The organism is Methylobacterium oryzihabitans, from assembly GCF_004004555.2.
Lineage (GTDB): Bacteria > Pseudomonadota > Alphaproteobacteria > Rhizobiales > Beijerinckiaceae > Methylobacterium > Methylobacterium oryzihabitans.
The window spans coordinates 274,396-292,055 of record NZ_SACP01000002.1 but is presented as its reverse complement, the minus strand read 5'-3'; the positions used below and the strand labels follow the sequence as shown (position 1 = coordinate 292,055).

General features: G+C 72.6%; 14 protein-coding genes. 1 reads left to right on the top strand and 13 read right to left on the bottom strand.

Annotated elements, in window-relative coordinates; genetic code table 11:
- Nucleotides 1–138 precede the first annotated feature (138 nt).
- Genes EOE48_RS03890 through EOE48_RS03870 form a run of 5 tightly spaced genes read right to left on the bottom strand, consistent with a single transcriptional unit; the run spans nt 139 to nt 4,885 of the window.
- On the bottom strand, nt 139–1,050 hold the full coding sequence (locus EOE48_RS03890; RefSeq protein WP_246153933.1) for a polysaccharide deacetylase family protein: 912 nt from the start codon (nt 1,048–1,050) through the stop codon (nt 139–141).
- Between the two features lie 4 nt (nt 1,051–1,054).
- Nucleotides 1,055–1,855, bottom strand: coding sequence for an ABC transporter permease (locus EOE48_RS03885; RefSeq protein ID WP_127727459.1), 801 nt, complete (start codon nt 1,853–1,855; stop codon nt 1,055–1,057).
- Complete coding sequence (locus EOE48_RS03880) at nt 1,852–2,736, bottom strand: ABC transporter permease (RefSeq protein WP_127727458.1); 885 nt, start codon at nt 2,734–2,736, stop codon at nt 1,852–1,854. Before EOE48_RS03880 ends, EOE48_RS03885 begins: the two co-directional genes overlap by 4 nt.
- On the bottom strand, nt 2,733–3,833 hold the full coding sequence (locus EOE48_RS03875) for an ABC transporter ATP-binding protein (protein WP_127727457.1): 1,101 nt from the start codon (nt 3,831–3,833) through the stop codon (nt 2,733–2,735). The genes EOE48_RS03880 and EOE48_RS03875 overlap by 4 nt, the downstream gene beginning before the upstream one ends.
- Before the next feature lie 8 nt (nt 3,834–3,841).
- Nucleotides 3,842–4,885: an ABC transporter substrate-binding protein gene (locus EOE48_RS03870; RefSeq protein WP_127727456.1), complete on the bottom strand. Its 1,044-nt coding sequence runs from the start codon at nt 4,883–4,885 to the stop codon at nt 3,842–3,844.
- A 182-nt stretch (nt 4,886–5,067) separates the two neighbouring features.
- On the opposite strand from EOE48_RS03870, the gene EOE48_RS03865 reads away from it, so the two are divergent.
- Nucleotides 5,068–5,844 (top strand): GntR family transcriptional regulator, encoded by a 777-nt coding sequence (locus EOE48_RS03865; RefSeq protein WP_187371311.1) that lies wholly within the window; start codon nt 5,068–5,070, stop codon nt 5,842–5,844.
- 262 nt (nt 5,845–6,106) lie between these two features.
- On the opposite strand, the gene EOE48_RS03860 is transcribed toward EOE48_RS03865, so the two are convergent.
- The 8 genes from EOE48_RS03860 to EOE48_RS03825 form a co-directional block, all read right to left on the bottom strand.
- Entirely contained in the window at nt 6,107–7,843 is a 1,737-nt protein-coding gene (locus EOE48_RS03860; protein ID WP_127727454.1) for a hydantoinase B/oxoprolinase family protein, read from the bottom strand.
- Nucleotides 7,836–9,965 (bottom strand): hydantoinase/oxoprolinase family protein, encoded by a 2,130-nt coding sequence (locus EOE48_RS03855; protein ID WP_246153932.1) that lies wholly within the window; start codon nt 9,963–9,965, stop codon nt 7,836–7,838. Before EOE48_RS03855 ends, EOE48_RS03860 begins: the two co-directional genes overlap by 8 nt.
- Complete coding sequence (locus EOE48_RS03850; RefSeq protein WP_127727453.1) at nt 9,962–11,545, bottom strand: hydantoinase B/oxoprolinase family protein; 1,584 nt, start codon at nt 11,543–11,545, stop codon at nt 9,962–9,964. The genes EOE48_RS03855 and EOE48_RS03850 overlap by 4 nt, the downstream gene beginning before the upstream one ends.
- Entirely contained in the window at nt 11,542–13,638 is a 2,097-nt protein-coding gene (locus EOE48_RS03845; RefSeq protein WP_127727452.1) for a hydantoinase/oxoprolinase family protein, read from the bottom strand. The genes EOE48_RS03850 and EOE48_RS03845 overlap by 4 nt, the downstream gene beginning before the upstream one ends.
- Before the next feature lie 79 nt (nt 13,639–13,717).
- On the bottom strand, nt 13,718–14,512 hold the full coding sequence (locus tag EOE48_RS03840; protein WP_127727451.1) for an ABC transporter permease: 795 nt from the start codon (nt 14,510–14,512) through the stop codon (nt 13,718–13,720).
- A gap of 2 nt (nt 14,513–14,514) precedes the next feature.
- Nucleotides 14,515–15,393: an ABC transporter permease gene (locus EOE48_RS03835; protein ID WP_127727450.1), complete on the bottom strand. Its 879-nt coding sequence runs from the start codon at nt 15,391–15,393 to the stop codon at nt 14,515–14,517.
- A 17-nt stretch (nt 15,394–15,410) separates the two neighbouring features.
- On the bottom strand, nt 15,411–16,487 hold the full coding sequence (locus tag EOE48_RS03830; RefSeq protein WP_127727449.1) for an ABC transporter ATP-binding protein: 1,077 nt from the start codon (nt 16,485–16,487) through the stop codon (nt 15,411–15,413).
- 11 nt (nt 16,488–16,498) lie between these two features.
- A complete protein-coding gene (locus EOE48_RS03825; protein WP_127727448.1) occupies nt 16,499–17,548 on the bottom strand; it encodes an ABC transporter substrate-binding protein in 1,050 nt (349 codons plus the stop codon).
- Nucleotides 17,549–17,660 lie beyond the last annotated feature (112 nt).

Genomic DNA, 17,660 nt, shown 5'->3' with positions numbered 1-17,660 from the left:
GCCCGATCGCAGCGCGGTCGCGCAAGGCCCCGGGGTCACGAGCACGATCGCGGCGCCGGGCATGCTCCTCGATCGCCCAAGCGGCCACCGCGACGTCTCCGACCGGGACGACGACCCTTCACCCCCTCCTCGTGCCGCTCAGGCCAGCTCCCGCAGCCAATGCTCCGCAATGGCGTCGCGGCGGGCGAACCACGTCCCCTCGCGCGCGGCCGCATGGGCGAGGAAGCGCTCGAGCCCGCCGATCCGGCCGGGCCGGCCGATGATGCGCAGATGCAGACCCACCGACAGCATCCGCGGTGCGTCGCCGCCCTCGGCGTAGAGGCGGTCGAAGGCATCGATGCAGTAGCGGGCGAAGTCGTCGCCGAACACGAAGCCGCCGCCGCGCTGGAAGCGCATGTCGTTGGTGTCGAAGGCGTAGGGCAGCACGACGTGCGGGCGCCCCTCCCGGCCCGGCACGAGGTAGGGCAGGTCGTCGTTGTAGGCGTTCGAGTCGTACAGGAAGCCGCCCTGCTCCAGCAGCAGCCGGCGGGTGTTGACCGAGGTCGCCGAGCGGGTGTGCCAGCCGACCGGGGCGCGACCGGTCGCGTCGCGGATCGCCGCGACGGCCTGCGCGATGGCCATCCGCTCCTCCGCCTCGCCCATCCCGGCATGGCGCTCCCAGCGCCAGCCATGGGCCGCGACCTCGTGCCCGTCGGCGACGGCCTCCTGCGCCAGCCACGGCGACAGCGCGACGGCGCGCCCGTTGGCGTTGAGGGTGGCAGAGACGCCGTAGGCCGACAGCAGCGCCCGGATGCGCGGCCAGCCGGCGCGGGGGCCGTACTCGAAATGCGACTCCATGCAGAGGTCGCGGGATCCGACGACCTCCTCCACCACCTCGTAGACGGACTCGTTGCGTTCGTCGCCCATGCCGAGGGAGAGTTCCGCCCCCTCCTCGACGTTGACGACGACCGAGACGGCGACCCGGGCGCCGCCCGGCCATGCGACCTCGGGCGGGTGGCCGCCATAGCCGCGGAAATCGCGATCGTGAAACGTCGGATCAGGCATCGCCATGGCGTCACACGTCGGCCAGCCGGCGCAGGCCGACGAGGCGGTCCCCGACGATCAGCACCGCGACGGCGAGAAGGATCAGGAGCGTCGAGACCGCCGCGACCGTCGGGTCGGGCCGCTCCTCGACGAGCTGAAGCATCTGGATCGGCAAGGTCTTGGTCCAGGCATCGGTGAAGAAGATCGAGATCGGGTAGTTGTCCATCGAGGCGAGGAACGCGAACAGGCCCGAGGTCAGGAAGGCCGGCGCGAGGCCCGGCACCAGCACGCGCAGGATGGCGGCCGGATAGGACAGACCCAGCGTCCGGGCGGCGTCGATGAGGGTGAAGTCGAACAGCGAGAGCGCCGCCACCACGTTGCGCACGACGTACGGCAGCGTGATCACCCCGTGGGCGACGAGCAGGCTCACACCCACGTCGCGCAGGCCCATGGCGCGAAACCCCTGCAGCATCGCGATGCCGACGACGAGGCCCGGCAGCATCAGGGGCGAGATCAGGAAGGTGACCAGGGCCTCGCGCCCGGGAAAGCGGCCGCGCACCACCGCGATGGCGCAGAGCGTGCCGAGGGCGAGCGCGACGGCGGTGGCGAGGCCGGCGACCCGCAGCGAGGTCGAGAGAGCCGGCCAGAGGTCGCGGGAGGCCCAGAGCCGCTCGTACCACCGCGTCGACCAGGCGGGCGGCGGCAGGGTGAAGACCGCGCTCGACCCGAACGAGACCGCCACCGTGACGACGAGCGGCGCCAGCAGGAAGGCGGCTGAAGTCCCCGCGACGGCCCAGACCAGGGCGAGCGACAGGCGCTCGGTCGCGGTCATGATCGTCCTCCTCCGCCGAGGCGGCGGGCGAGCGCGGTCGAGCCGACCACGACGGCGACCGCGAGCGCGAGCAGGATCACCGCCGTGGCCGAGCCGAGCCGCTCGTCGCGCATGAAGAGGAAGGCGCGGCCGGTCAGCGTCGCGAGGGTCTGGTAGCGGTCGCCGATGACGAGGCTCGGCACGACGTACATCGACACCGCCAGCGAGAACACGAAGGCGATCCCTGAGACGATCCCCGGCAGGGTCAGCGGCAGGGTCACGGTGAGGAAGCGCCGCACCGGCGACGCCCCGAGGGTCGCGGCGGCCTCCGAGAGGCGCGGGTCGATCAGGCGGATCACCGCGTAGATCGGCAGGATCATGAACGGCAGGAAGACGTTGGCGGCGCCGATGACGAGCCCGGCCTCGGTGAACAGCAGCCGCTGCGGCGCGTCCCAGATCCCGAGCCCGACGAGGGCCTGCGACACCACCCCGTCCCGGCGCAGCACGATCTGCCAGGCATAGGCCTTGACCACCACCCCGACCGAGAGCGGCAGGATGACCGAGAGCAGCAGCAGCGCCTGCACCGCGCCGCGGGCCCGCGCCAGGGCGATCGCCGCCGGGTAGCCGGCCAGCAGGCAGACCAGGGTGACGAGAAGCGCGCTGCGCAGGGTGTTGCCGATGACCCGCCAGCTGAACGGATCGGACAGGAATTGCGCGAAGGGCGCGAGGCTGATCCCGTCGGGCCCCGAGAGGCTGTGGCCCAGGAGGACGAGCAGCGGCCAGCCATAGGCCGCGGCGAGATAGGCGAAGGCCGGGAGCGCCAAGAGCGCCACCGGGTCGAGGCGAAGGCGCGGCCAGCGGGCCGGGACGGGAGCGGCGGAGACGGTGGCCGGGACGCTCATGCCGCCTCCCGCAGGGCCGGCTCGGCGGGAAAGACCAGCGTGTCCTCGATCGCCCAGGACAGGCGCAGCCGCGCGCCGGGCACGGCGCCGGCCGGGATCTCGGGGGCCTCCGCCAGCACGGTCCTGTTCCCGTCCGGGCCGGCGAAGAACAGGTGGGCGCGGGCGCCCTGGAAGGCAACCTCGACGAGCGCGGCCTCGATCGTGTTCGGTCCATCGCCGCCGACCCGGATCCGCTCCGGCCGGACGCCGAGGAGCACGGGGCTCCCCGGCAGGAAGCGGCCCGGCGCCCGCACCGTCCCGAGCGGCGTCTCGACCCGCAGCATCCCGTCGCCCGCCTCCCGCACGAGGCCGGGGATCCGGGTCGACAGGCCGACGAAGCCGAGCGCGAAGGCGGAGGCGGGCCGGCGGTAGAGCGTCACCGGGTCTGCGAGCTGCTCGATCGCGCCGTGGTTCATGACCGCGATCCGGTCGGACATGGTCAGCGCCTCGTCCTGGTCGTGGGTGACGAACAGGGCGGTGATGCCGAGCTCGCGCAGGAGACGCTTGAGGTCGATCTGCATCGCCTCCCTGAGCTTGCGGTCGAGGGCCGAGAACGGCTCGTCGAGAAGCAGGAGCTTCGGTCGGACGGCGAGCGCCCGGGCCACTGCCACCCGCTGCTGCTGCCCGCCCGACAGCGCCTGGGCGCGGCGGTCGGCGAAGGGCGCCATCTGGACCAGGTCGAGGAAGCGCGAGACGGTGCCGCCGATCCCGGCCCGGGGATGCCCCTTGGCCTTGAGCCCGAAGGCCACGTTCTCGGCGACGGTGAGGTGGGGGAACAGGGCGTAGTTCTGAAACACCACTCCGATGTCGCGTCGATGCGGCGGGGTGCGGGTGATGTCGCGCCCGTCGAGAGCGACCCGGCCGCGGTCGGGGGACACGAGGCCGGCGACGATGCGCAGCAGGGTCGTCTTCCCGCAGCCGGAGGGGCCGAGCAGCGAGACGAACTCGCCGCGTGCCACGGCAAGGTCGACGCCGCCGAGCACCGCGCTGGCGCCGAAGCGCTTCTCGGCCCCGGTGATCGCCAGGAAGCCGGGATCGGATGGGAGGGATTCCGACATGGTGCGCCTCAGATCGCCATCTCGCGGTCCCAGCGCTTGATCCAGCCGTCGCGCTCCCGGGCGACGGTGGCCCAGTCGACCTGATGCACCACGAGATCCATGGGCAGACCCGCCGGGCGCGGCACCGCGCGGTTGGTGGGTAGCGAGAAGGTCGGGCCGACGAGGCGCTGCTGCAACTCGGCCCCGAGCAGCATGTCGACATAGGCGAAGGCGAGATCGGCTTGAGGGCAGCCCTTCACCACGGCGACGCCCGACGGCATCGCGAACACGCCCTCTTTCGGCGCCGCAAGGTCGATCGGGGCGCCGGCGGCCTTGCGTTCCAGCGCGTAGGACGACATCGCGGACGAGATCATCCAGGCCTCGCCCTGCTCCAGCAGGTTGTAGGCCTGGGGCTGCTGCGTGTAGACCGTCAGCAGGTTCGGCTTGAGCGTCGCGAGCTTGCGGAAGCCCGGCTCGACCTCCCGTTGCGCGGCGTCGAGCGACCGGCCTGTCGCGAGGGCCGCCGCGACGAAGAGGTTGGGCAGCCCTTCCGTGTTCTGCAGCGAGGGGACGATCACCCGGCCCTTGTAGCGCGGGTCGTAGGGGTCGGCCCAGGAAGTCGGGGCCGTCCGCATCGTCTCGGTGTTGTAGGCGATGCCGAGCCAGGGCTGCAGGTAGTTCGCCCACATCCCGTCCATGTGAACTGTGCCGGGGACCAGGGCGGCGAGATTCGGCACGCGGGCCGGGGTCAGCGGATCGAGGAGCCCCTCCCTGACCGCCAGGATCATCACCGGGTCGTCCATCTGGACCACCGACAGGTACGGCCGGTCCCGGTTCTTCTGCATCTTCTCGAGGTTCACCAGCGAGCGCGTGCCCTCGAAGATCACCTTGGCGCCGTGCTTCTTCTCGAAGGCCGGGACGACGATCTCCTCGACCCAGGCCTTGTGGCCGGCGGCCCCGCCGACGACGAGCTCGCGGGTCTGCGCCCGCAGGATGCCGGGCGCCGCCACCAGGGCGCCGAGCGTGGCCGCCCCGCGCAGCACCGAACGACGATCGGGGGTGAAGGACGGCATGGCGGGAAACCCTCCGGACGGGGCGGATGATGCTCAGGGATAGGTCCGACCCTACCGAAGATGAAGCACAAACTCGTTGCAATTGTGCACAATCTTGGGGCGATGGATCGTGCGAATGGGCTTGGGGGACGGCGCGTCCGGCCTTATCCCGGGCCGGGACGGCGCGAGCGGAGAGGGACCTGATGGACCGGAAGGCGGTGCGGGCTGTTCCGTCGGACGGCGAGGCGGCGCAGGCCGGGATGGACGAGGAGGCGGTCCATGCGGTGCTGGCGCGGGCGCTGCTCGATGGGCGGGTCCCGGCCGGGACGAAGCTCGGCGAGCACTTCCTGGCCGAGGTCTTCGGGGTGAGCCGCGAGCGCGTGCGCAAGGTGCTGCACCGGCTCGGGCACGAGCGGCTGATCACCGTCGAGAAGAACCGCGGCGCCTTCGCCATCGCCCCCGACCTGGAGGAGGCGCGCAGTGTCTACGAGGCGCGGCGCATCCTGGAGGGCGGCATCGTCGGTCATCTCGCGACGGCGCTCGACGACGCCGGCGCGGCGCGGCTCGCCGCCCACCTCGCCGCCGAGGACGCCGCGATGGCGGCGGGCGACCGCTTCACCTCGATCCGCCTGTCGGCGGAATTTCACTCCATCCTGGCCGATCTCACCGGCAATGTGCTGATCCGGCGCCAGATGCAGGAACTGGTCGCCCGCACGATGATGCTGGTGGCGTTCTTCGAGCCGGACAGCTCGGTTGCCTGCCAGTGCGCCGAACACCGGGCGGTGTTCCGGGCGCTCAGCGGGCGCTCGCGGGCGGGGGCGGTGCGAGCGATGACGACCCACCTGTCCCTGGTCGAGACGCGGCTGCGCCCGCGAGTCTGCGAAACGGTCCCTCCTCCTCTCGAGGAGGTGCTGATCGATGCGCTCGCCGCTTGGCGGACCAGGACCGAACCGCCGCCGCCGGCCCGCGGTGCGGCCTGACCGCCGGGGTGGTCACATACGTCAGCGACGCACCTGGCATCGGCGAGCGCGGCCCGGCCCCGACGAGGTCGAGCCGCTTCAAACCACGCGATCAGGTCCCGGCTCACCTCCTTGCCACGTGAGCGGGGGAGGGGCAGCCGGGTCACCGGCTGACCGCCCTGCTCGTTCAACGAGCGCTGGTGCCCCCCGCCATCCAGGGCTGCAACGAGATCGCCCTCCGCGCCTCCGGCGACGCAGCCGGGCGAACGGATGTCCGCTTCGCTCAAGGCATCCGACGCCCGTCCCAACGCAGGGCCGCCGTCGCCGCGAGGTCGAGGCACGGGCGGTCCTCGCCGGCGATCACCACGCCGTACCGTGCTCGGGCCGCCGCCCGGCTCACCGTCCCGTCGATCACGTCCTGGAGCACCAGGGCGGGGTCGCGGGTCAGGGGATCGCCCCAGCCGCCGCCGGAGGGCGTGACGTGCAGGAAGACGTCGCCCCGGCGCAGGCGGACCGGAACCGTCACCAGAACCGGCAGGGTGCGCTCGGTATCGCCCGAGAGCACGCGGTTGATCGGTCCGCTGCCGGCCTCTCCGCCGTCGAGGCCGTGCGGGGGGAAATCGCGCTTGTCCGAGCGCAAGGTGAGGACGCCGCTCTCGCCCAGGAACTCGTACTCGCGCAGGAGCGCGTGGCCGCCGCGCTGGCGCCCGGGGCCCCCGGTGTCCGGGGCGATTCCGTAGCGCCGGACCCGGATCGGGAAGTTGGCCTCGATCAGCTCGATGGGCACGTTGGCCTGGTTGGCCCCCATATGCGGTACGCCCTCCTGGCCGTCATGGCCCAGCGCCGCGCCCCAGCAGCCCATCAGGGTCTCGGAGAAGACGAACGGGCGTCCATCGTGCCAGCCGCCGATCGCCGGCACCGAGGCGCCGCCCGGCCCGTCCGCCGTGACGCGGTCGGGCAGAACCGGGGCGAGCGCCGCGATCACGCAGTCGATGATGCGGTAGCCGGTGATGCCGCGCGCGCCCGTCGGCGCCGGGTAGACCGCGTTCACCACGGTGCCGAGGGGTGCCGCGACGGTGACCGCCCGGGTGAAGCCGTGGCAGTTCGGCAGCTCGGAGCCCATGATCGAGCGGAGCGCCGTGTAGACCCCCGCCTTGGTGAAGGGGAGCGGCGTGTTGACTCCGCCCTCGACCTGACCGGAGGTGCCCTCCCAGTCGATCGTGATCGCGTCGCCCGCCACCGTGACGGCGACCTCGAACACGATCGGCTCGGGGCTTTCGCCGAGGCCGTCGATGTGGTCGGTGAAGCGGTAGGTGCCGTCCGGGATCTCGCGGATCTCGGCCCGGGTCAGACGCTCGGTGTAGTCGTGCAGTTCCTCGGCATAGGCCAGCACCTCGTCGACCGGGTAGCGGGTCATCAGCTCGGTCAGGCCGCGCCGGGCGGCGCCGCAGGCGGCGATCTGGGCGTTGAGGTCGCCGGTGAGCTGGTCGGGCACCCGCACGTTGAGGCGCAGGATCTCCCACAGCTTGGCGTCCGGCCGGCCGCGCTCCTCGAGCTTGAGGAAGGGGACGCGGATTCCCTCCTGGATGATCTCGGTGGCCCCGAGCGCGTTCGAGCCCGGGACGATGCCGCCGACATCGGCGTGGTGCGCCACCGTGGTGGCCCAGCCGACGAGGCGCCCATCGAGGAAGATCGGCTGGACGATGTAGAAGTCGGGCAGGTGCTGGCCGGCCGCCGCGTAGGGATCGTTGCCGATGAAGGTGTCGCCCTCGTGCACGTCGCCGGCGTAGCGCACGATCAGGTGGCGCATGGCGTCGTAGAACGAGCCGAGATGCATCGGCGTCGTCACCCCCTGGGCCAGGGTCTGCCCCTCGGGATCGCAGAGCGCGGTCGAGAAATCCATCGAGTCGCGCACGATCGGCGAGTGGGCGGCCCGCATCAGGATCAGCGCCATCTCGTCCGCGATGGTGTCGAAGGCGTTCTTCATCACCTCGAGGCGGATCAGGTCGATGTCACGCATGGGCGAGGCTCCGCTGGGTGACGCCGCCGGCCGGTCCGGGCCCGAGCGCGATCAGGATGTTGCCGTCGGGATCGAGGCAGGCGGTGCAGCCGGGCGGCACCAGGGTCGTGCCCTCGTACTCCTCGATCACGAGGGGGCCGGGGCGCGGGACCGGGCCGAGGTCGGCGCGGCCGATCACCGGGGTGTCGTGGGCGCCGAGGTCGCGGCCGAAATAGACCCGCCGGGTTTCCCGGGGCGTCGCCACGGCGCGGCCGTGGCCCGGCGCGGTCGCGTCACGCGGCAGGCGCCCGGTCACCCGCAGAGTGACGATCTCGACCGGGTTCCCCGGCAGGTCGTAGCCGTAGCTGCGCCGGTGCGCCTCGGCAAAGATCCGCGGCGCCAAGCCGAGGTCGCGACCCGCATCGAGGTCGAGGGTCAGCTCGAAAGCCTGGCCGGCGTAGCGCAGGTCGGCGGCGCGGGTGAGGACGAGGCGCGCGCGGGTCTCGCCGAGTTCGGCCAGCACCTGCTCCTCCAGGGCCGCGTAGGCGGCCTCAAGCGCCTCGGGATCCGCGGCGTCGAGGCGGCGCGGATGGGCCGCCGCGGCGCCGGTCTCGATCTCGGCGTAGAGGAGCCCGAGCGCGCTGAACACGCCGGCCCCCGGCGGCACCACGATCCGGGCGATGCCGAGGGTCCGGGCCAGGGAGGCCGCGTGGATGCCGCCGTTGCCCCCGAAGGCCAGGAGCGCGAAGTCGCGCGGGTCGCGCCCGCGATAGGTCGAGACGCTCTTCACCGCCCGGGTCATCACCGTGGTGACGAGTTCGTGGACGCCGTGGGCGGCCTCGTCGAGGGAGAGGCCGAGGGGTTCGGCCACCGTCTCCCGCAGGGCCCGCCGGCTCGCTGCGGCGCTGATCGGCACGCTGCCGCCGGCGAGCGCCCGCGGGTTGAGGTAGCCGAGGACGACGTTGGCGTCGGTGACCGTCGGGGCGGTGCCGCCGGCCTCGTAGCAGGCCGGGCCCGGCACGGCGCCGGCGGAGTGCGGCCCGACCTTCAGGGCACCGGCCTTGTCGATCCAGACGATCGAGCCGCCGCCGGCTCCGACCTCCGAGATGTCGATCACCGGCAGCTTCAGGGCGTATCCGCCGCCCTTCGACAGCTTCGAGGAGAGCGAGATGCCGCCCCCGACCTCGTACTCGTCGGTGCGCGAGAGCGCGCCGTTCTCGATCAGCGACGCCTTGGCGGTGGTGCCGCCCATGTCGAAGGCGATCACGTCGAGGATGCCGGCCGCCGCGCCGCGGTGGCGGGCGCCGAGCACCCCGGCGGCCGGGCCGCACTCGACGATCTGGGCCGGGCGGCGCATCACCGTGCGGGCGTCGACGATGCCGCCGGCCGAGTGCATCATGAACAGCCGCTCCGGCAGGCCCTCGGCGGCGAGCCGGGCGACGAGCGATTCGAGGTAGGTCCGCACCGCCGGCCCGACATAGGCGTTGATGACCGTGGTCGAGGTGCGCTCGTACTCGCGCATCTCCGGCAGCACGTCGACGGAGAGCGACACGAAGGCCTCGGGCAGGCGCTCGCGCAGCAGCGCGCCGATGCGCCGCTCGTGGGCCGGGTTGGCGTAGGAATGCAGCAGGCACACCGCCACCGCCGCGACGCCCTCCCCGGCGAGCCGGTCGATCGCCCGGACAACGCTGTCCTCGTCGAGGGGCTCGAGCACCCGGCCGGCGAAGTCGAGCCGCTCGGCCACTTCGAGGCGCAAGGTGCGCGGCACCAGCACCGGGGGCTTGCGGTAGAGCGGGTCGTAGAGCCGCGGCACGCGGATGCGGCGCAGCTCCAGGACGTCGCGGAAACCCGCGGTGGTGATGAGGCCGGTCCTGGCGCCCTTGCCCTCCAGGATCGCGTTGGTGGCGACCGTGCAGGCGTGCAGCACCTCCGTGACGGCGCCGACCGGGACGCCCTCCGCCGCGAGGATCTGGCGGATGCCCTCGACGACGCCGCCGGCGTAATCCGCCGGGGTCGAGGGCACCTTGCGGGTGGCGATGCGCCCGTCCGGGTGGATCAGGGCGACGTCGGTGAAGGTGCCGCCGATGTCGGCGGCGACCCGCACGCCGCCCCGCGCCCCGCCGCTCATCCGATCCTCCGTCACGGCGCCCCCCATCCGCCCCCGCAGGGGGTCTCCACGATCACCACCTCGTCGGGCCCCAGGCTGTGCGAGCCCTTGCCCGGCACGGTCCGGGCCGTGCCGTCCCGGTCGACCAGACGGTTGATGCCGGGCCTGCCGTCCTCGCCCCCGTGCAGGCCGTAGGGCGCGTGGCGGCGCCGGTCGGTCTGGAGCGAGACCCGGGCCTCGTGGTCGAGGACCCGCAGGGCCCTCACCACGCCGCGCCCGCCGGGATGCCGGCCGCGTCCGCCGGCCTCCGCGCGCAGCTCGTAGCGCTCGACGCGCAGCGGGTAGGCGATCTCCAGGGATTCGACCGGCGTGTTGAGGGTGTTGGTCATGTTGACCTGGATCGCGTCCATGCCGGGCCCGCGCGGGCGCCCGCCCTGCCCGCCGCAGATCGTCTCGATGTAGGTGTAGGGCCGGCCCGTGCGGGGATCGCGCCCGCCGATGCCGATCAGGTTCATGGTGCCCTGGCTCGCCGCCGGGATGCGGTCGGGCGCGATCTGCGCGAAGGCGCGCAGCACCGTGTCGCAGACCCGCTGCGTCGTCTCGGTGTTGCCGGCGCAGACCGCGGCCGGGTGGCGGGCGTCGAGGACGCTGCCTTCCGGGATGCGGATCTCGATCGCCCGCAGCACCCCGGCATTCGGCGGCAGGGTCGGGTCGGTCAGCACCTTCACGGCGAAGAAGGCGGCCGATTGCGCCATCGGGGCGACGGCGTTGACGTTGCCGGCGCGCTGCGGCGCGGTGCCGGCGAAGTCGAGGATCAGGCGCTCCGGCGTGACCGTGACTTCGATCCGGATCGGCACCGGCTCGTCCGAGGTGCCGTCGTCGTCGAGGCGATCCTCGGCCGCGTAGGTGCCCGGCGTCAGCTCGGCGAGGCGGCGGCGCATCCGGCGCTCGGAATAGTCCAGGATCGCGTCGAAGCCGGCCACCAGCGTGTCGGCGCCGTAGCGCCCGGCGAGCTCGGCGAGGCGGCGCGCGCCGACGCGCAGGCAGGCGAGCTGGGCGTTGAGGTCGCCGCGGCGCTCCTCGGGCGTGCGGACATTGGCGAGGATCAGCGCCATGACGTCGGGCTGCTCGGCGCCCGCCCGCACCAGGCGCACCGGCGGGATGACCAGGCCCTCCTGAAAGATCTCGGTGGAGCGGCCGGGCATCGAGCCGGGCTCCATCCCGCCGACGTCGGAATGGTGGGCCCGGCAGGCGAGGTAGCCGACGAGGCGGTCGCCGCCATCGCCTCGGACGTGGACCGGCGCCACCAGGGTGATGTCGGGCAGGTGGGCGCCGCCGACGAAGGGATCGTTGACGACGATCACGTCGCCGGGGCCGAGCGGGCCGGAGCGGGCGAGGATCGCCGGCATCGCCCGCATCATCGCGCCGAGATGGACCGGGACGTGCTCGGCCTGGGCCACGAGTTGCGCCTTGGCGTCGAAGATCGCCGTCGAGGCGTCCATGCGCTCCTTGATGTTGGGCGAGAAGGCGGTGAGCTTGAGCACCGCTCCCATCTCCTGCGCCACCGCCTCGAGGGCGTTGCGCAGCACCTCGAGCGTGACCGGATCGATCGTCATGCGGGCATCTCCACGATCAGGCTGCTGGAGGCGTCGGCGACGGCGCGGTCGCCCGGATAGAGGATGGTGGTGGCCGAGACCTCCTCGATCACCGCCGGGCCGTCGACGACGTTGCCGGCGCGGAGCGCCGCGCGGGCGTAGACCGGGGCGTCGTGGAAGCCGGGAACGTCGGTCCGCGACAGGGCCTCGAAGTAGATCGGGCGCGACCCGGTCCGGGCGTCCGGCGGCGGCGACGCCCCGCCCTCCTCCAGGACCGGCAGGACCGGGGTGTCGATCCGCCCGACGGCGGTCACGCCGAAGCTGACGCACTCGACGGGTGCGGAGGGGTCGGCGTGGCCGAAGCGGGCGCGGTGGGCCGCGTGGAAGCGGACCGGCAGCGACGCCCATCCCTCGTCGTCGAGAGTGCCCGGCAGGCCGATCGGCAGCTCGTAGCTCTGGCCGACGTAGCGCATGTCGACGAAGGCCGTGACCGCCCGCCGCTCCGGCGGGACCGCGTCGGCGGCGAGAAGCGCGTCGCCGCGGGCGTTGAGCGCCGCGACGATCCCGGCCGCCCGCTCGGCCGCGAAGGCGGCGTGGGGGCCGACATGGGTCTCGACGAGGTCGTGGCGCAGGTCGGAGACGAGCTGGCCCAGCGCGCACAGGATGCCGGGGGTCGGCGGGACCAGGAGGCGCGGGATCGACAAGTCGCGGGCGACCGGGGTGCCGTGCATCGGCCCGGCACCGCCGAACGGCACCAGGGCGAAGTCCCGCGGGTCGAGCCCGCGCTCCACCGACACCACCCGGATGCCGCGCACGATGGTGGCGTGCGCCACCCGCAGGATGCCGGCCGCCGCCGCGACGACGTCGAGGCCGAGCGGCCCGGCGAGGGTCGCGACCGCCGCCCGCGCCGCCGCGATGTCGAGGGTCAGGTCGCCGCCGAGCCGCGTACCGGCGCCGAAGCGGCCGAGCACGAGGTTGGCGTCGGTGACGGTCGGGCGGGTGCCGCCGCGGCCGTAGCAGGCCGGGCCCGGCACCGCCTCGGCGCTCGTCGGGCCGACCCGCAGGGCGCCGCCGTCGTCGATCCAGGCGATCGAGCCGCCGCCGGCCCCGATGGCGTTGATGTCGATCACCGGAAGCCGGATCGGCACCGTCTCGAGCCGCGCCTGCCGGGTGACGATCGGCCGGCCGTCGCGGATCAGGCTGATGTCGGTCGAGGTGCCGCCGATATCCATCGTGACGATGTCGCGGATGCCGGCGAGCCCGGCGACGTGGGCGCTGCCCACCACCCCGCCGGCAGGCCCCGACAGCACGGTGTGGACCGGCTTCTCGCGGGCCGAATCGAGGGTCATCAGGCCGCCCGAGGCCTCGATCACCATCACGGGACTGGACTCGGGCGATCCGAGGCCGTCCTCCCGGTCGGCGAGCAGACCCGCCAGGGAGCCGAGATAGGTCTCCATGATCGGGCGCAGATACGCGTTGAGCACCGCGGTCGAGGCGCGCTCGAACTCGCGGAACTCGGCGACGATCTCGGTCGAGGCGCAGACCGGCACGCCGGGCAGGAGGCGCTCCAGCAGGGCCTTGGCGGCGCGCTCGTGCGCCGGGTTGGCGTAGGAATGCAGGAACGTCACGGCGACGGCCTCGACGCCGCGCGCCCGCATGTCGGCGGCGGCCGCCTCGAGGTCGGCGAGCGAGAGCGGCTCGATCTCGCGGCCGGCGGCGTCGATCCGGCCGGCGGCGGCGTAGCACAGCTCCTCCGGCACCAGCGGCGGCGGCCGGACGTCGTCGAGGTCGAACAGGCTCGGCCGATCCTGACGGCCGATCAGCAGGAGGTCGCGAAATCCGCGATTGGTGACGAAGGCGGTGCGGCCGCCCTTGCGCTGGATCACCGCGTTCGTCGCCGTGGTCATGCCGTGGCCGACATAGGCGATCGCGGCGCCGGAGAGACCCTGCGCGGCGACCGCCCGCTTCAGGCCCGCCACGGTGCCGAGCGCGCGGTTGCCGGGCGTCGTCGGCACCTTGGAGACGCTGATGCGGCGGCTCGCCTCGTCGTAGGCGATGCTGTCGGTGAATGTACCCCCGACGTCGGAGGCGACACGAAGCCGGGGGGCGGCCATGATCACTCCCTTGAGGTTGACTGTAACAGTACCGTTTCCGTTACTTTTTCCCGATGAGGTGGGCTCGAAATCCCGTCCCCTACTTCACGAAGGTTCGCGACAGCCCGGCGGTGCGGTCGACGACGAGCACGATCGCCACCGTGAGCGCGATGAGCAGCACCGAGACGGCGGCGACGAGCGGATCGGCCTCGTTCTCGACGTGGTGGAACATCCAGACCGGGAGGGTCGACAGGCGCGGCCCGGTGAGGAACAGCGAGATCACCACCTCGTCGAAGGAGACGAGGAAGCAGAGCGCGGCCGAGGCCGCGAGCCCCGGGCGGATCGCCGGCAGGGTCACGCGCCAGAACACGCGCAGGGGCGAGGCGCCGAGCGTCGCGGCCGCCTCCTCCGCCGCGAGCGGCGCCGCGGCGAGCGCGGTCGAGAGGATCCGCAGGGCGTAGGGCAGCGTCACCACGAGATGGGCGGCGACGAGGCCCGGGAAGGTGGCCAGCAGCCCGAGGGGCGCGAAGACGATCAGGATCGCGAGACCGAGCACGATCGCCGGCAGCAGCAGCGGCGCGGTGAGGAAGCCCTCGAGGGCGCTCACCCACCCCCAGCGCAGCCGCACCAGCGCGACTGCCGCCGGCAGGGCGATCAGCAGGCTGAGCGTCGTCACGATCACCGCCAGGACGACGCTGGTCGCGAACGCGTCGAGGACGGCTCCGCCCGAGAAGGCGGCGCGGTACCAGCGCGTGCTCCAACCGGAGGGCGGGAAGGACAGGTACGGATCGGCGCTGAACGAGATCGGGATGGTGATCAGCACCGGAGCCAGCAGGAAGGCCAGCAGCGGCACCGCGAGCAGGATCAGGGCGGCGGACACCTTGCGCTCGTCCATGGTCATCCGATCCTTCGCACGAGACGGCCGTAGAGGACGAGGGCGAGGCCGAACATCGCCAGGATGACGATCGACAGGGCGGCGGCGAGCGGCCAGTTCAGCGTGACCATCGCTTGGTCGTAGATCTCGGTGGCGAGCAGGAAGACCCGGCCGCCGCCGAGGAGCTTCGGTGTGATGAAGGAGCTGAGCGCCAGCACGAAGGTGAGCAAGCAGCCGAGGGCGATCCCCGGCAGGGTGAGCGGCAGGACGACCCGCAGAAAGATGCGCCAGGGCGGGGCGCCGAGGGTCTGCGCCGCCTCCTCGCAGCGCGGATCGAGGCGCCCGAACCCGGCGAGCAGCGACAGGATCATGTAGGGCATCAGGATCTCGGTGAGCCCGATCACCACCCCGACCGTGTTGAACATCAGCCGCAGCGGGGCCGACATCCCGAGCGCCATCAGCACGCCGTTGACGAGGCCCTGGTCGTAGAGGAGCGCGACCCAGCCATAGGTGCGCACCACCGCCGAGGTCAGGAGCGGGGTGACGACCATGACGAGGAGCAGGGTGCGGACGGTGCCCCGGCAGCGGTGGATCAGCAGCGCCACCGGGTAGCTCAGGACCAGGGTGAGCCCGGTGATGAGCGTGCAGGTGAGCACGCTGTCGGCGAGGAGCCCGGCATAGAACCCGTCGGTGAGGATCGCGTGCCAGCTCGACAGGTCGAAGGTCTGGCGCAGGGTTCCGATCGCCTCGACCTTGAGGAAGGACAGGCGCAGCAGGTTGAGCACCGGCGCGACGAAGCCGAGCAGGTTGACGGCGACGATCGCCGCCAGCAGCGCCGGACCGGCGGGCAGGCGCGCCGGGTTCGGCATGTCGGGGGGCGGCACGGCGAGCGCGGCGGTCATGGGCGCATCCTCCCGGCTCACGCTGCGGCAAACAGCAGGGTGTCGTCCGGCCGCCACGACAGCCGGACGGGCGTGCCGGGCGCCACCGGCCGGGCGTGGGAGCGCGTCGCCTCCTCGACGCAGACCGTAGTGCCGCCGACGGCGACCTCGTAATGCAGCACGTCGCCCGCGAAGGTGGTGCGCGCGACGGTGCCGGCGACGGTGTTGAGGCGGTCCTCGGCCTCCCCGGCCGGCACCGAGACCGGGCGCAGGGCGATGCGGTGGGGTCGGATCATCACGTCGACCGGCCCCTCGGCCGGGACCGTCCCGGTGATGCGCGCCTCGCCGAGGCTCACGGCACCGCCGGCGGCCCGGGCCCGGAACTGGTTGATGCGGCCGACGAAGCGGGCGACGAAGGGGGTCGCGGGCCGCTCGTAGAGGTCGAGGGGAGTGCCGAGCTGCTCGAGCCGCCCGCCATTCATCACCGCCACCTTGTCGCACATCGTCAGCGCCTCGACCTGATCGTGGGTGACGAAGATCGCCGTGATGCCGAGGCGCTGCTGGATGTCGCGGATCTCCACCCGCATCTCGTCGCGCAGCTTGGCGTCGAGGTTCGACAGCGGCTCGTCGAGGAGCAGGATCTGCGGCCGGATCACCAGGGCGCGGGCGAGCGCCACGCGCTGCTGCTGCCCGCCGGAGAGCTGAGCCGGGCGATGCTCCTCCTTGCCGGTGAGGCGCACCAGGGCGATCGCCTCACGCACGCGGGCCTCGCGCTCGGCCCGGCCGATGCCGCGCATCTCGAGCCCGAAGGCGACGTTGCGGGCGACCGAGAGGTGCGGGAACAGGGCGTAGGACTGGAACACCAGGCCCATGTCGCGCCGGTGGGTCGGCACGCCGGTGAGGTCGCGCCCGCCGACGACGATCCGTCCGCCGCTCGCCGGCACCAGCCCCGCCACCATCCTGAGCGACGTGGTCTTGCCGCAGCCCGAGGGGCCGAGGAAGGCGAGGAGCTCGCCGCGGGCCACGTCGAGATCGAGGCCGTCGACGGCGGTGAAGCCGCCGTAGCGCTTCGACAGACCGCGGATCGCGAGGTAGCCGGGCGCGTCGGTGGTCATCGTCGCCTCCCTCAGCGGCTCAAGGGGATGACGCGGCGGCGCCACTGCTCCAGGATCGCGTCGCGCCGTCCGGCCATGGCGATCCAGTCGAGGGGGATCATCCGGTCGGTGTACTTGAGCGCCGTGCGATCGATCGCCTCGGGCGAGACCGCCGCCCGCGCCTTGGCGTTCGAGGGGGCGTAAAACATCTCCTCGGTGAAGGCCTTCTGTGCTTCGGCGCTCAGAGCATAGTCGATGAACTTCTTGGCGGCGGCGGCATTCGGGCTGTTCGCCGTCAGGTTGATGGTGTTGGCCTGGAAGACGCTGCCCTCCTTCGGCAGCACGGCCGCTAGCTTGCCGCCGGAGATGTCGTGGTTGAGCTGCGCCCGGGCGTTCCAGCCGGCCCCGATCGCGGCCTGCCCCGAGACGATCGGCGCGTAGACCTCCGGCCGCGGGTCCCAGGTCTGGACGCCCGGCGCGATGGTGCCCAGAGCCGCGATGCCCTTGTCGACGTCCTTCAGCGGATCCTGCCCGCCCTCCGCCTTGTCGAGGATCACCGTCAGCGACAGCCCGACGATGTCGGGCATGGCCGGGATCGCGACGCGGCCGGCATACGCCTTGTCCCGCAAGGCGTACCAGGAATCCGGGCGCTCCTTGACGAGGTCGGTGTTGGTGAGGAGCACGAGGTTGTCGAAGGTGACGCCGACCCCGGCGAGTTCCGGGCGGCGCGCCTCGGGCACCAGGTCCTTCATGTTCGGGATCTCGGCCTCGTCGAGCTTGGCGAGCAGTCCCTCGTCGGTGCCGGCCTTCGAGACCGCCAGGTCCATGATCACGACGTCGACCTGAGGCGCGGCCTTCTGGGCGCGCAGCGTGCCGAGCATCTGGGCGGAGCTCGGCAGGCCGAAATAGCTGACCTTGATGCCGGGATTGGCCTTCTCGAACGGCGCGATCACCGCCTTGGTGTAGCGCTCCTGGAACAGCACCGGGAACGACATCAGGTTGACGGTCTCGGCGGCGGCGGGCCGGGCGAGCAGCCCGAGCAGCAGGGCGGCGCCGGACAGGATCCGGATAACAGGGCTCATCGAACACCTCGCGGGAACGGGGTTGCCGGGACGCGCACTTCTCGGGATTTGTTTTTTGCAAAAGACGCCACGCTCTGATCTTCGCTGCTCGCGAAAATCGGGCGGATAACAC